Origin of the sequence: Streptomyces sp. NPDC005866 (assembly GCF_040629895.1) — a bacterium.
Classification (GTDB): domain Bacteria; phylum Actinomycetota; class Actinomycetes; order Streptomycetales; family Streptomycetaceae; genus Streptomyces.
In genome coordinates, this window is the sequence record NZ_JBEXWP010000019.1 from 111,911 (window position 1) to 125,114 (window position 13,204).

The 13,204-nt window shown below is 71.7% G+C and carries 8 protein-coding genes and 1 pseudogene; 6 read left to right on the plus strand and 3 right to left on the minus strand.

The window, feature by feature from the left end:
• Nucleotides 1–410 precede the first annotated feature (410 nt).
• Entirely contained in the window at nt 411–1,496 is a 1,086-nt protein-coding gene (locus tag ABZ396_RS26450) for a mechanosensitive ion channel family protein (protein WP_358922257.1), read from the minus strand.
• A gap of 196 nt (nt 1,497–1,692) precedes the next feature.
• On the opposite strand from ABZ396_RS26450, the gene ABZ396_RS26455 reads away from it, so the two are divergent.
• The 3 genes and pseudogenes from ABZ396_RS26455 to ABZ396_RS26465 form a co-directional block, all read left to right on the plus strand.
• Entirely contained in the window at nt 1,693–3,210 is a 1,518-nt protein-coding gene (locus ABZ396_RS26455) for an FGGY family carbohydrate kinase (protein WP_358922255.1), read from the plus strand.
• Nucleotides 3,207–4,592: an NAD(P)/FAD-dependent oxidoreductase gene (locus ABZ396_RS26460; protein ID WP_358922253.1), complete on the plus strand. Its 1,386-nt coding sequence runs from the start codon at nt 3,207–3,209 to the stop codon at nt 4,590–4,592. The genes ABZ396_RS26455 and ABZ396_RS26460 overlap by 4 nt, the downstream gene beginning before the upstream one ends.
• Nucleotides 4,589–5,497 (plus strand): annotated as a pseudogene (locus ABZ396_RS26465) (FAD-dependent oxidoreductase); the annotation flags it as partial. The gene ABZ396_RS26460 and the pseudogene ABZ396_RS26465, both read left to right, overlap by 4 nt.
• Before the next feature lies 1 nt (nt 5,498).
• Here the strand turns inward: ABZ396_RS26465 and ABZ396_RS26470 are convergent.
• Together ABZ396_RS26470 and ABZ396_RS26475 are read right to left on the minus strand one after the other, a co-directional pair.
• A complete protein-coding gene (locus ABZ396_RS26470) occupies nt 5,499–6,263 on the minus strand; it encodes a crotonase/enoyl-CoA hydratase family protein (protein ID WP_358922252.1) in 765 nt (254 codons plus the stop codon).
• 31 nt (nt 6,264–6,294) lie between these two features.
• Nucleotides 6,295–7,278 (minus strand): lysylphosphatidylglycerol synthase transmembrane domain-containing protein, encoded by a 984-nt coding sequence (locus ABZ396_RS26475; protein WP_358922250.1) that lies wholly within the window; start codon nt 7,276–7,278, stop codon nt 6,295–6,297.
• Nucleotides 7,279–7,491: 213 nt separating this feature from the next.
• Between ABZ396_RS26475 and ABZ396_RS26480 the strand changes: the two genes are divergently transcribed.
• From ABZ396_RS26480 to ABZ396_RS26490, 3 genes are all read left to right on the plus strand, one after another.
• The gene (locus ABZ396_RS26480) at nt 7,492–9,357 is read left to right on the plus strand and encodes an ABC transporter ATP-binding protein (RefSeq protein ID WP_358922270.1); all 1,866 of its coding nucleotides are present in this window, start codon (nt 7,492–7,494) and stop codon (nt 9,355–9,357) included.
• A 193-nt stretch (nt 9,358–9,550) separates the two neighbouring features.
• Nucleotides 9,551–10,912 (plus strand): lectin, encoded by a 1,362-nt coding sequence (locus tag ABZ396_RS26485; RefSeq protein WP_358922249.1) that lies wholly within the window; start codon nt 9,551–9,553, stop codon nt 10,910–10,912.
• Nucleotides 10,913–10,932: 20 nt separating this feature from the next.
• Nucleotides 10,933–13,119, plus strand: coding sequence for an RICIN domain-containing protein (locus ABZ396_RS26490; RefSeq protein ID WP_358922247.1), 2,187 nt, complete (start codon nt 10,933–10,935; stop codon nt 13,117–13,119).
• Nucleotides 13,120–13,204 lie beyond the last annotated feature (85 nt).

Below are 13,204 nucleotides of genomic sequence, written 5' to 3' on the forward strand. Positions count from 1 at the left end.
CCGGCGGCCGGACCGGCCGCCCGCGCGAAAGCGGACCATGAGATACCGCACCAGGCGGACTACGAGATATCGCACCGGACTGACGGCCCCGCGGCCGCCCTGCTCGGCACGGCGACCGCACTGGCCAAGGGCACCCCGGCCCTCGCGCGCCCCTTCTCCGCGGGGGAGAGAAGCGGCGACGCGGGGGCCGGGGGGCAAGATGCCCGTCCCGGGCCCGGAGACCCTCGGCGACCCCGTCCACCCGGCCCTCGGTCCTGCGCGACTGGCTCCACGGCACGACGACCCCGCGTATGCGCGGCCATCCCGACTGGACGGTCACCCCGATGACGCCCGCCCCGGCGACCCCCCACAGCCTGCGCTGCGGCCACCACCACGACAACTCCGCCACGCTCTGACGCGACGGCGGGGGGCTAGTCGGTGTGCGGCAGGCCCGAGGGCATGTCGTCCGTGACGCGCTGCTGCGGAATCACCACGGCCCCCTGCTGGAGTGCCACCGTGCGGGTCGGGGCCGGGATGCGGATGCCCTCCTCGCGGTAGCGGCGGTGCAGGCGCTTGACGAACTCGTGTTTGATCCGGAACTGGTCGCTGAACTCGCCGACGCCCAGGATCACCGTGAAGCCGATCCGCGAGTCGCCGAAGGTGTGGAAGCGGATGGCGGGCTCGTGCTCGGGGACCGCGCCGGTGATCTCGGTCATGGTCTCGGCGATGACCTCGTGGGTGACCCGCTCCACGTGGTCCAGGTCGTAGCTCACGCCCACCTGCACCAGGATCGTCAGCTGCTGCTCGGGACGGGTGTAGTTGGTCATGTTCGTCTTCGCCAGCTGGCCGTTGGGGATGACCACCAGGTTGTTGGAGAGCTGACGGACGGTCGTCTGGCGCCAGTTGATGTCCACGACATAGCCCTCCTCGCCGCTGCTCAGCTGGATGTAGTCGCCCGGCTGGACGGTCTTGGAGGCGAGGATGTGGATGCCCGCGAAGAGGTTGGCCAGGGTGTCCTGGAGCGCGAGCGCGACCGCCAGACCGCCGACTCCCAGGGCGGTGAGCAGGGGCGCTATGGAGATGCCCAGCGTCTGGAGCACCACCAGGAAGCCGATCGCCAGGACCAGCACCCGGGTGATGTTCACGAAGATCGTGGCCGAACCGGCGACCCCGGAACGGGACTGGGTGACCGACTGCACCAGGCCGGCGATCACCCGTGCCGCCGAGACCGTCACCGCGAAGATGAGCAGCACCTGGAGACACTGGTTGGTGTGGTGCTGGACGGTCCTGGTCAGCGGCAGCACCGCTGCGGCGGCCGCCCCGCCGCCCGCGAGCGCCGCCCACGGGACCACCGTGCGCAGCGCGTCCACGACGACGTCGTCACCGCTCCAACGGGTCCGCTTCGCGTGCTTGGCCAGCCAGCGCAGCATGCCCCGTGACAGAAAGGCCAGCAACAGGCCCGCCGCCAGGGCGATTCCGGCCAGGACCAGGTCATCGACGGTGAGCGCTCGGTTCACCGGTTACCTCCCATTCGGTTGTGCAACCGCTCATCCTGCCGTATCCGCACAGCCGTAACCGCACAGAGGTTCCCACCGCGTGCCCGTCCGCCGGGACTGTGCTGAATCAGGCTTGAAATCCCACCGCGCCGTGCTTGGTTGACGAGGCCTGCCGCACAGCGGCAGGCTGTCGCGCAGTGATCGCCAGGGAGGCTCGATGACAGGTCCGGTGCTCGCCGTCGACCAGGGCACGTCCGGCACCAAGGCCCTGGTGATCTGCCCCGAACGGGGCGTCATCGGCACCGGCTTCGTCGCCATACGGCCCCGGCACCTGCCCGGCGGCCTGGTGGAGGTGGACCCCGAGGAGCTGTACGACTCGGTGCTCGTGGCCGGCCGCCGAGCGCTCGCCGAGGCCGGCGAACCGGTCACGGCGCTGGGCCTGGCCAACCAGGGCGAGACCGTCCTGGCCTGGGATCACGGCACCGGGCGCCCGCTGACCACCGCGATCGTCTGGCAGGACCGCCGGGCCGAGACCGTCTGCGCCGAACTCGCCGAACACACCGACGAGTTACGGGCACTCACCGGACTGCCCCTCGACCCCTACTTCGCCGCGCCCAAGATGGCCTGGATCCGCCGCCACCTCACCGCCGAAGGGGTCGTCACCACCACCGACGCCTGGCTGGTCCACCGGCTCACCGGCGCCTATGTCACCGACGCCGCCACCGCCGGCCGCACCCAACTCCTCGATCTGGAACGGGTGCGGTGGTCACCTCGTGCCCTCGACCTCTACGGGCTGTCCGCCGAACACCTCCCCAAGATCGTCGACAACTGTCAACTCGTCGGTACGACACAGGAGTTCGGGCGTGAGATCCCGCTCACCGGACTCGCCGTGGACCAGCAGGCCGCCCTTCTCGCCCAGCGGATCACCGGGCCGGGAGGCGCCAAGTGCACCTACGGCACCGGGGCGTTCCTGCTCGCCCACACCGGCGACACCCCCAGGCACAGCACCTCCGGCCTGGTCAGCTGTGTCGCCTGGCGCCTTGCCGGAGAGACGGGTTACTGCCTGGAGGGACAGGTGTACACGGCCGCCTCCGCCGTACGCTGGCTCACCGACCTCGGCGTGATCTCCGGCGCCGCCGACCTCGACCGGGTCGGCGGTACCGTCCTCGACACCGGCGGGGTCACCTTCGTTCCCGCGCTGGCCGGGCTCGCCGCTCCCTGGTGGCGCGGCGACCTGCGCGGCTCGCTCACCGGGCTCGGCCTCGACACCGGCCCAGGGCATCTGGTGCGGGCCCTGTGCGAGGGCCTCGCCGCCCAGGTGGTGGTGCTCGCCGAAGCCGCCGAGGCCGATCTCGGCGCCCCGCTGACCGCGCTGCGCGTCGACGGCGGACTCACCCGCTCGGCGCTGCTCATGCAGACCCAGGCCGACCTGCTGCAACGCCCGGTCGAGGTGTCCACGCTGCCCGACGCCACCGCCCTCGGGGTGGGCGCCCTGGCCTACCTCGGCACCGACCCCACCGACTTCCTGCCGGAGGGCAGACCGTCTGCCGTCTACGAGCCGCGCATCCCGGCGGGGGAGGCCGCCGATCGCCTGGGCGCCTTCCGCGCGGCCGTGGCCGGGTTGCTGGCGGGAGCGGAAGCGGGAGACGCGACGGGAGTCGGATCGGAACCCGGCGCCGGAGCGGAACCCGGCGCCGGAGCGGAACCCGGCGCCGGAGCGGGAGGGTCAGGGTGACGGTCACCGCCGAAGGTCCGCTGCCCTTTGTCCCGTACGACGTGACGGTCGTCGGCGCCGGAGTCGCCGGCAGCGCGATCGCCCGCGAACTGGCCCGTCACCCGCACCTGAAGGTCGCCCTGGCGGAGGCCCAGGACGATGTCGGTCAGGGCACCTCGAAGGCCAACACCGCCATCCTGCACACCGGTTTCGACGCCCACCCCGGCACCCTGGAGGCCCGCCTGGTCCGCGAGGGCTCCCGGCTCCTCGCCGCGTACGCCGCCGAGTCCGGCATCCCGGTCGAGCCGGTCGGCGCGCTGCTGGTGGCCTGGGACGAGGACCAGCTGTCCGCCCTGCCGGGCCTCGCACAGAAGGCCGTACGCAACGACCACCACGACACCCGCCCACTGAGCGCCGCTGAGCTGTACGCCCGCGAACCCCACCTCGGCCCCGGCGCGCTCGGCGCCCTGCACATACCCGGCGAGAGCATCATCTGCCCCTGGAGCACGACCCTCGCCTACGCCACCCAGGCCGTGCGCAACGGAGTCGACCTCCACCTCAACTCCCGCGTGGAGCGGGTGAGCCGACGCGACGGCGTCCACACCCTGACCACCTCACGCGGCCCCCTGCACACCCGCCACCTCGTCAACGCGGCCGGCCTGCACGCCGACACCCTCGACCGTCTCCTCGGCCACCGCGCCTTCACCGTCACCCCGCGCCGGGGCCAGCTGATCGTCTACGACAAGTTCGCCCGCGACCTGGTCCGGCACATCCTGCTGCCGGTCCCCACCGCCCTCGGCAAGGGCGTCCTGGTCGCCCCCACGGTCTACGGCAACGTCCTGCTGGGGCCCACCGCCGAGAACCTGGACGACAGGACCGCCACCCAGTCGACCGCCGAGGGGCTGGCGGCACTGCGCGAGAAGGGCCGCCGGATCCTGCCCGCGCTCGTCAACGAGGAGGTCACCGCCGTCTACGCCGGTCTGCGCGCGGCCACCGAGCACGACGACTACCGTATCTCCGCCCGCCCCGACCAGGCCTGTGTCACCGTCGGCGGGATCCGCTCCACGGGCCTCACCGCCTCGCTCGCCATCGCCGCCCAGGTCACCGCTCTGCTGCGGGACTCCGGCCTTGACCTGAAGGACCCCGTCGACCTGGAGCCGGTCCGGGTGCCGAACCTCGGCGAGGCCTTCTCCCGCCCCTACCAGCAGGGCGGTGACGTCATCGTCTGCCACTGCGAGCGTGTGACCCTCGGCGAGATCCGTGGCGCCCTCGCCGGCACGATCCCGCCACGCAGCCTCGCGGGCCTGCGCCGCCGCACCCGGGCCGGGTCGGGCCGCTGCCAGGGCTTCCACTGCGGGGCCGCCGTACGCGACCTGTTCGAGAGGGCCGGGCGCACCCGATGACCGTCGAACGCCAGGTCGATGTCCTGGTCATCGGTGCCGGTCCCGCCGGTCTGGCGGCCGCCGCCCGGCTCGCGGTCGCCGGAGTGGGCCGGGTGGTGGTGCTGGAGCGGGATCTGCAGGCCGGGGGAGTGGCACGGCACTGCGCCCACGGCGGATTCGGCACCTGGACAAGGCCGTCGACCGGACCCGCGTACGCCCGCCTGCTCGTCGAGGCGGCCACGCGCGCGGGAGCGGTGGTCCGCACCGGAGTCACCGCCCTGGACTGGGCCGGACCGCTCTCCCTGGCCACCGTGGGCGAGCGGGGCCCGGAGACGGTCACCGCGCGGGCCGTGGTCCTCGCCACCGGTGCCCGGGAACGCCCCCGCACGGCACGTCTGATCCCGGGCACCCGGCCCGCCGGGGTCTACACCGGAGGAGAACTGCGGCAGGCGGTGCACAGCTACCGGCAGTCGATCGGCGGGCGGGCGGTGGTGGTGGGGGCCGAGGAGGTGTCGTACGCGGCCACCGGGACGGTACGGGCAGCGGGCGCCGAGGTCGTCGCGATGCTCACCGACGGGCCGCGCGCCGCTTCCGTCCGTGCCCTGGACGCCCGTCTCCGCTCCCGCGTCCCGCTGCTCACCGGCACGACGGTCACCGAGCTCCTCGGCCGCGGACGGCTGTCCGGTGTCCGCATCCGGCGCCGCGACGGGCGTACGGGCGTCCTGTCCTGCGACACGGTCGTCTTCACCGGGGACTTCGTCGCCGAGGACGAACTCGCCCGCCGGGCCCGGATCACCGTCACCCACGGGCCGTACACCGGCCGTCCGGGTGTCTTCGCCGTCGGCGGTCTGGCGCACCCGGGCCAGGACGCCCGGACGGCGACCCGGGAGGGTGTCCAGGCCGGCAGTGCGGTGCTGGAGTGGCTGGTCAGCCGCCCGTGAACGACCCGTGCCGGCCCGCCCCCGCCGCGAAGCGCGCCGCTCCGTCCAGTCCTTCGGCCAGCACGCCCATGCCGTGGCGGACTTCACCGAGCATCGCCGCCGGTTCGGCCAGCCCCTCCTGGTCCAGTACCGACGCCCGGTCGCTGCGCAGGCACGCCTGCGGGAAACCGGCGATGGACGCGGCCAGTTCCTCCGCCGCCTCGCGGGAGCGGCCCGGCGGGACCAGGCGGTTGGCCAGGCCCATTCCGTAGGCCTCGGGGGCCGGGACCGGACGGCCGGTCAGGATCAGGTCCATGGCCCGGCTGGTGCCGATCAGCCGGGGCAGCCGTACTGTGCCGCCGTCGATCAGGGGCACGCCCCAGCGGCGGCAGAAGACGCCGAACACCGCGTCCTCCTCGGCGACCCGCAGGTCACACCACAGAGCCAGTTCCAGGCCCCCTGCCACGGCGTGCCCGGCGATCGCGGCGATCACCGGCTTGGACAGCCGCAGCCGGGTCGGGCCCATCGGACCGTCGCCGTCCTCCGCCACCCGGTTGCCCCGCTCGCCGCCCATCGCCTTCAGGTCCGCGCCCGCGCAGAAGGTGCCGCCCTCACCCCACAGCACCGCCACCCGGGCCGCGTCGTCCGCCTCGAACTCCTGGAAGGCCGCGACCAGTCCGGCCGCGGTAGGCCCGTCCACCGCGTTGCGCACCTCGGGCCGGGAAAGGACGACCGTGGTGACATGACCCTTGCGTTCCAGGCGGACCGGCATGCGTTTCCTTCCGTCGGAAGGCCATCCGGCGTCAGATGACCTTCAGTCGCACCAGCGCTCCCAGTGTCAGCGCTCCCGGCAGCAACGGCACCCACACGGTGATGATCCGGTACGCGAGGACGACGGCCGTGGCGACCGCCACCTGACCCCCGGCGGCCACCAGCGCCACGATCAGCGCCGCCTCCACGGAGCCCAGGCCGCCCGGCGTGGGGATCAGTGCGACGGCGACCGTGGCCGCCAGGTACGCCAGCGCCATGTGGGTGGCCGGCACCGGCAGGCCCAGCGCCCGTCCCACCGCCACCAGACCGGCCGCCTGGAGCGCAGGGAAGGCGAGCGAGCCGCCCCACAGCGCCAGCGCCCGGGACGGCCGCGTGTGCACCGAGCGGGCCTCGCTCAGGGCGGCGCGCACGAAGCGGAACACGGGCTCGCGCACCCGTCGTACGAGAAACAGCCCGGCCACCGCCAGGACCGCCAGCACGCCGGCGATGGCCAGAACCGGACCGACCGCCCCGCTGGGGAGCAGGCTGTCGAGATGCAGCGCGTCCGGGAAGGCGACGAAGAACACGGCCATCAGGCCCACCCGGGCCACCGACTCGGCGAGCAGATACAGGGCGAGCGCGGCCGACGAGGTGGCGAGCGGCACCCCGCACACGGTCATGAACCGCAGATTGACCGCCCCCGAGCCCAGACCCGTCGGCAGCAGATGGTTGGCCGAGCCGGCCGCCAGCTGCGTCGCCAGGAGCCGCCAGCGGGGCAACTGCTGGACCACGGCCCCCTGCCGGGTGAAGGCCGCGGCCACCCAGGTCAGACAGGTGGCGGCGCCCGCCGCCAGCAACCAGGGCCAGGAGGCGTCGCGGAGGTGGCCGAAGCCCTCGACGAGGACCGACCAGTGCTGCACCGCGATGACCGCGACGAGCAGGAGCGGAATCAGGGTGAGGATGGGCCGCCAAGGGGTACGACGGACGAGCCGGAGGAGACGGCCCTCACGGAAGCCCGGGTTTTTTTCCGCTGTCACACCGGGAGAGGCTTTCCGCGCCGACCCAACGGCGGGTGGCGGAAGAGCAGACGCCGGATGACGGACGGGAAGCGGGTGAGGGGGGAGGCTCAGCTGGGCTGGCGCGGAGCTGGGCGTGGCCTTCGGGCGGCTCATCGGGTCCTTCGTACGGGGGGACGGCGAGGGGGCATTGACCTCAACGAAGCTTGAGGTCGTACGTTCTCTCCCATGAGTATGGAGACCACCGCCTGGATGCAGCTGCACAGCGTGATGACCGCCCAGCAGGAGCGGCGCCCGTTCGATCGGGCCACGCTGCGCCGCATCGCCGTTTTCGCCCGCCCGCACCGTGGCGGCATAGTCCGTTTCGTCCTGCTCGGCGTGGTGACCGCCCTGCTCGCCGTCGCGACCCCCGTGCTCGCCGGCCATGTCGTCGACGCGATCGTGTCGGGACACGACACCGGCACGATCGTACGGCTGTCCCTGCTGATCGCGCTGGTCGCGGTCGCTGAGGCGGCGCTCGGGGTGCTCGGGCGGCGGCTCTCGGCGACGCTCGGGGAGGGACTCATCCTCGATCTGCGAACGGCTGTGTTCGATCATGTGCAGCGCATGCCCGTCGCGTTCTTCACACGCACTCGTACGGGAGCGCTGGTCAGTCGTCTCAACAACGATGTGATCGGTGCCCAGCGCGCCTTCGCCAACACCCTCTCCGGCGTGGTCAGCAACCTGGTCACGCTGGTGCTCACGCTCGCGGTCATGCTCACCCTGTCCTGGCAGATCACGCTGCTCTCGCTGGTGCTGCTGCCGCTGTTCGTGGTGCCCGCCCGCCGGATGGGCGGCCGGATGGCCCGCATGCAGCGCGAGGCCGCCGCGCTCAACGCGGCCATGGGCACCCGCATGACCGAGCGTTTCTCCGCGCCGGGCGCCACCCTGATCAAGCTCTTCGGCCGTCCCGAGGAGGAGTCGGCGGAGTTCACCGCCCGCGCCGCCCGGGTCCGGGACATCGGCGTGCGCACCGCCACCGCCCAGTCGGTGTTCATGACCGCGCTCACCCTGGTCTCCTCCCTGGCGCTCGCCCTCGTCTACGGTCTCGGCGGCTGGTTCGCGCTGCGCGGCACCCTGGAGCCGGGCGCCGTCGTCTCCCTCGCCCTGCTGCTCACCCGGCTCTACGCCCCGCTCACCGCGCTCGCCGGGGCCCGCGTCGAGGTGATGAGCGCGCTGGTCAGCTTCGAGCGGGTCTTCGAAGTCCTCGACCTGAAGCCCCTGATCGAGGAGAAACCTGACGCCCGCGAGATGCCCGAGGGCCCGGTCGCCGTGGAGTTCGACGACGTCCGCTTCGCCTACCCGGCCGCCGACCAGGTCTCCCTCGCGTCACTCGAAGAGGTCGCGACCCTGGACAGCCGCGGTGGCGCCGAGGTCCTGCACGGCATCTCCTTCCGCGCCGAACCCGGCCAGACCGTCGCCCTCGTCGGATCCTCCGGCGCCGGCAAGTCCACCATCGCCCAGCTGCTGCCGCGCCTGTACGACGTCGACGGGGGAGCGGTGCGCATCGGTGGCGTGGACGTCCGCGACCTGACCGCCGGCTCCCTGCGCGCCACCCTCGGCATGGTCACCCAGGACGGCCACCTCTTCCACGACACCGTCCGGGCCAACCTGCTGCTCGCCCGGCCGGCCGCCACCGACGAGGAGTTGTGGCACGCCCTCGGCCGCGCCCGCCTCGACGAGGTCGTACGGTCCCTGCCCGACGGCCTGGACACCGTGGTCGGCGAGCGCGGCTACCGGCTCTCCGGCGGCGAGCGCCAGCGCATGACCATCGCCCGGCTGCTGCTGGCCCGCCAGCGCGTGGTCATCCTCGACGAGGCCACCGCCCACCTGGACAACACCTCGGAGGCGGCCGTCCAGGAGGCTCTCGCCGAGGCGCTTGAGGGGCGTACGGCCGTGGTCATCGCGCACCGGCTGTCCACGATCCGGGCCGCCGACCAGATCCTGGTGGTCGAGGCCGGGCAGATCGTGGAGCGCGGCACCCACGAGGAACTCCTGCTGGCGGACGGGCGGTACGCCGAGCTGCACCGCACCCAGTTCGCGGCGGCGCCGACGCCCTGACGGCGGCGTTCACATCGGTGTCACGTTTCCTGTGATTCCGGAAAGGGAGCGCTCCCCCACTTGACGGCACTGGTCCGGACCTTTAGCTTCACGCCTTAAACAAAGCCTCACGATGTGCTCAACATCTGGTGACAACACGGGTGTTGGGCACAAATCGTGCGGCATCCCCCGCGTGAAAGGCCACCCCCCCGCAATGGCCAGACCTCTGCCCACGGCTGTCGCCCTAGCCGCCCTGTCGCTCTCCGCAGGCCTGCTCACCGCCTCCCCCGCGCAGGCCGCCACCGGCACCATCACCGGCCTCGCCGGCAAGTGCCTCGATGTCGCCGGCGCGAGCTCCGCCGACGGCACGGCCGTCCAGATCTACGACTGCAACGGCACCGCCGCCCAGCAGTGGACCGTCGGCAGCGACGGCACCATCCGCGCCCTCGGCAAGTGCCTCGACGTGACCGGCAATTCGACCGCCGACGGCGCCACGGCCCAGCTGTGGACCTGTACCGGCGGCGCCAACCAGAAGTGGACGGTCTCCTCCGCCCACGACATCGTCAACCCGCAGGCGAACAAGTGCCTGGACGTCACCGGCAACTCCTCGGCCAACGGCACCCGCGCCCAGATCTGGACCTGCACGGGCGGCGCCAACCAGAAGTGGACCGCCCCGGCGGCCGACGGCGGCACCACCCCGTCCTCGCCGATGGCCGTCGCGCCGTACCTGTACAACGGCTGGGGCGACCCGCCGAGCCCGACCACGATCACCAACGCGACCGGCGTGAAGTACTACACGCTCGCGTTCGTCCTCAGCAACGGTTACTGCAATCCGCAGTGGGACGGCAGCCGGGCGCTGACCGGCGGTGTCGACCAGCAGACGGTCAACACCGTGCGCGCCAACGGCGGTGACATCATCCCGTCCTTCGGCGGTTACAGCGGCAACAAGCTGGAGAGCTCCTGCTCCAGCGCGGGGGAACTGGCGGCGGCGTACCAGAAGGTCATCAACGCCTACGGCGGACTCAAGGCCATCGACATCGACCTGGAGGCCGACGCCTACAGCAACGGGACCGTGCAGCAGCGGACCGTGGACGCGCTGAAGACCGTGAAGGCCAACAACCCCGGTCTGAAGGTGTACATCACCATCGGCACCGGCCAGAGCGGCCCCGACACCAGCCTGATCAACCGGGCCGCGTCCTCCGGGCTGACCGTCGACGCCTGGGCCATCATGCCGTTCGACTTCGGCGGCGCCGGGCAGAACATGGGCAACCTCACCACCCAGGCCGCCGAGGGGCTCAAGAACGCGCTGAAGAACGCGTACGGCTACAGCGACGACCAGGCGTACCGGGACATGGGCATCTCGTCCATGAACGGCATCACCGACAACAGCGAGACCGTGACGGTGGCCGACTTCCGGACCATCCTCGCCTACGCCCAGCAGCACCACCTGGCCCGGCTCACCTTCTGGTCCGCCAACCGCGACCGGCCCTGCACCGGCGGCTCCGCCGACAGCTGCTCGGGCGTGAGCCAGTCGAACTGGGACTACACGCGCGTCTTCGCCGGATACACCGGCTGAATCCCCCGACAGGAGAACTCGTGCCCAGCCTTCCCCGGCGCCGCAGAGCAACGGCCGCCGCAGCGGTGGCCGTTGTCGCCGGCTCCCTGCTGACCGCGACCGGCGCCGCCGCGCCCGCGTCCGCCGCCACGCTGCCCACCGGCAACGTCACCCTGCTCAGCGCGGCGAGCGGCAAGTGCGTGGACGCCAAGGCGGCCGCCACCGCCGACGGCACCGTCGTCCAGCAGTACGCCTGCAACAACTCCACGGCCCAGCAGTGGAGTTTCACCACCACCAGCGGCGGCTACGTCCGGATCAACAACGCCAACAACACCAACGAGGTCCTGGACGTCGCCGGCGTCTCCACGGCCGACAGCGCGGCCGTGCAGCTGTGGACCTACGCCGGCGGCAACAACCAGCAGTGGCTGCCGGTGGACGACGGCGGCGGCGCCTACCACTTCGTCAACCGCAACAGCGGCAAGTGCCTGGACGACCCCGGTGCTTCCACCGCCGACAGCGTGCAGTTCGTGCAGTACACCTGCAACGGCACCGCCGCCCAGCGTTTCCAGGTCGTGCCCGTGGCTCAGACGAGCAACCCGGACCTGGGCTCCAACGTGGTGATCTTCGACCCGTCGATGTCGGCCTCGACCATCCAGAGCAAGCTGGACTCGATCTTCCAGCAGCAGCAGACCAACCAGTTCGGCTCCCAGCGCTACGCCGTGATGTTCAAGCCCGGCGCCTACAGCGCGGACGTCAACGTCGGCTTCTACACCCAGGTCCTTGGCCTCGGACTGACCCCGGACGCGGTGTCCGTCAACGGCGCGGTGCACGCCGAGGCCGACTGGTTCCAGGGCAACGCCACCCAGAACTTCTGGCGCGGCGCCGAGAACCTCTCCGTCAACCCGACCGGCGGCAGCGACCGCTGGGCGGTCTCGCAGGCGGCGGCCTACCGCCGGATGCATCTGCGCGGCAACCTCGCCCTGGACGACGGCGGCTGGTCCAGCGGCGGCCTGCTCGCCGACAGCCAGATCAACGGCCAGGTCAACTCCGGCAGCCAGCAGCAGTGGCTGACCCGCAACTCGCAGCTCGGCAGCTGGACCGGCTCCAACTGGAACATGGTCTTCGTCGGCAGCACCGGCGTGCCGTCCACCACCTTCCCCAGCCCGCCGGACACCACGGTCGCGCAGAGCCCGACCTCCCGTGAGAAGCCGTCCCTGTACGTCGACGGCTCCGGCAACTACCAGGTGTTCGTACCGTCCACCCGGTCCAACTCATCCGGCACCAGCTGGAGTTCCGGTTCCGCCGCCGGCAGCTCGCTCTCGCTGGACAGCTTCTACATCGTGAAGCCGGGCGCCACCGCGTCCCAGATCAACGCGGCCCTGACGGCGGGCAAGAACCTCCTGGTCACCCCGGGTGTTTACCACCTCGACCAGACCCTGCAGATCAACCGCGCCGACACCGTCGTCCTCGGCCTCGGCCTCGCCACCTTCGTCCCGGACAACGGCATCACCGCCATGAAGGTCGCCGACGTCGACGGCGTCAACATCGCGGGCCTGCTCTTCGACGCCGGCACCACCAACTCCAGCACCATGGTGGAGGTCGGTCCCAGCGGCTCCTCGGCCTCGCACGCGGCCGACCCGACCTCCCTGCACGACGTGTACTTCCGCGTCGGCGGCGCGGGCGTCGGCAAGGCCACCACCAGCCTGGTCGTCAACAGCGACAACGTCATCGGCGACCACATGTGGATCTGGCGCGCCGACCACGGCAGCGGAGTCGGCTGGACCAGCAACACCGCCGACACCGGCCTGGTCGTCAACGGCGACAACGTGACGATGTACGGCCTGTTCGTCGAGCACTTCCAGAGGTACCAGACCGTCTGGAACGGCAACGGCGGCCGGACGTACTTCTACCAGAACGAGATGCCGTACGACCCACCGAACCAGTCCTCCTGGATGAACGGCTCGACGCAGGGCTACGCGGCCTACAAGGTCGCCGACTCGGTCACCAGCCACCAGGCGTACGGCCTCGGCAGCTACTGCTACTTCAACGTCAACCCGAGCGTGGTCGCGGCGCACGCCATCGAGGCACCGAACAACACGAACGTGCGCTTCACCAGCATGGTGACGGTCTCCCTCGGCGGCACCGGCACCATCACCCACGTCGTCAACAACACCGGAGGCCCGTCGAACTCCTCGAGCAACGTGGCGAACCTCGCCTCGTATCCGTGACAGAGAGCCGGTGACCGAAGCGTGGGTGACCCGGCGGACACGCCCGGTCACCCACGGCCGCCCTGAGTGACGGCACGTGTGGGAC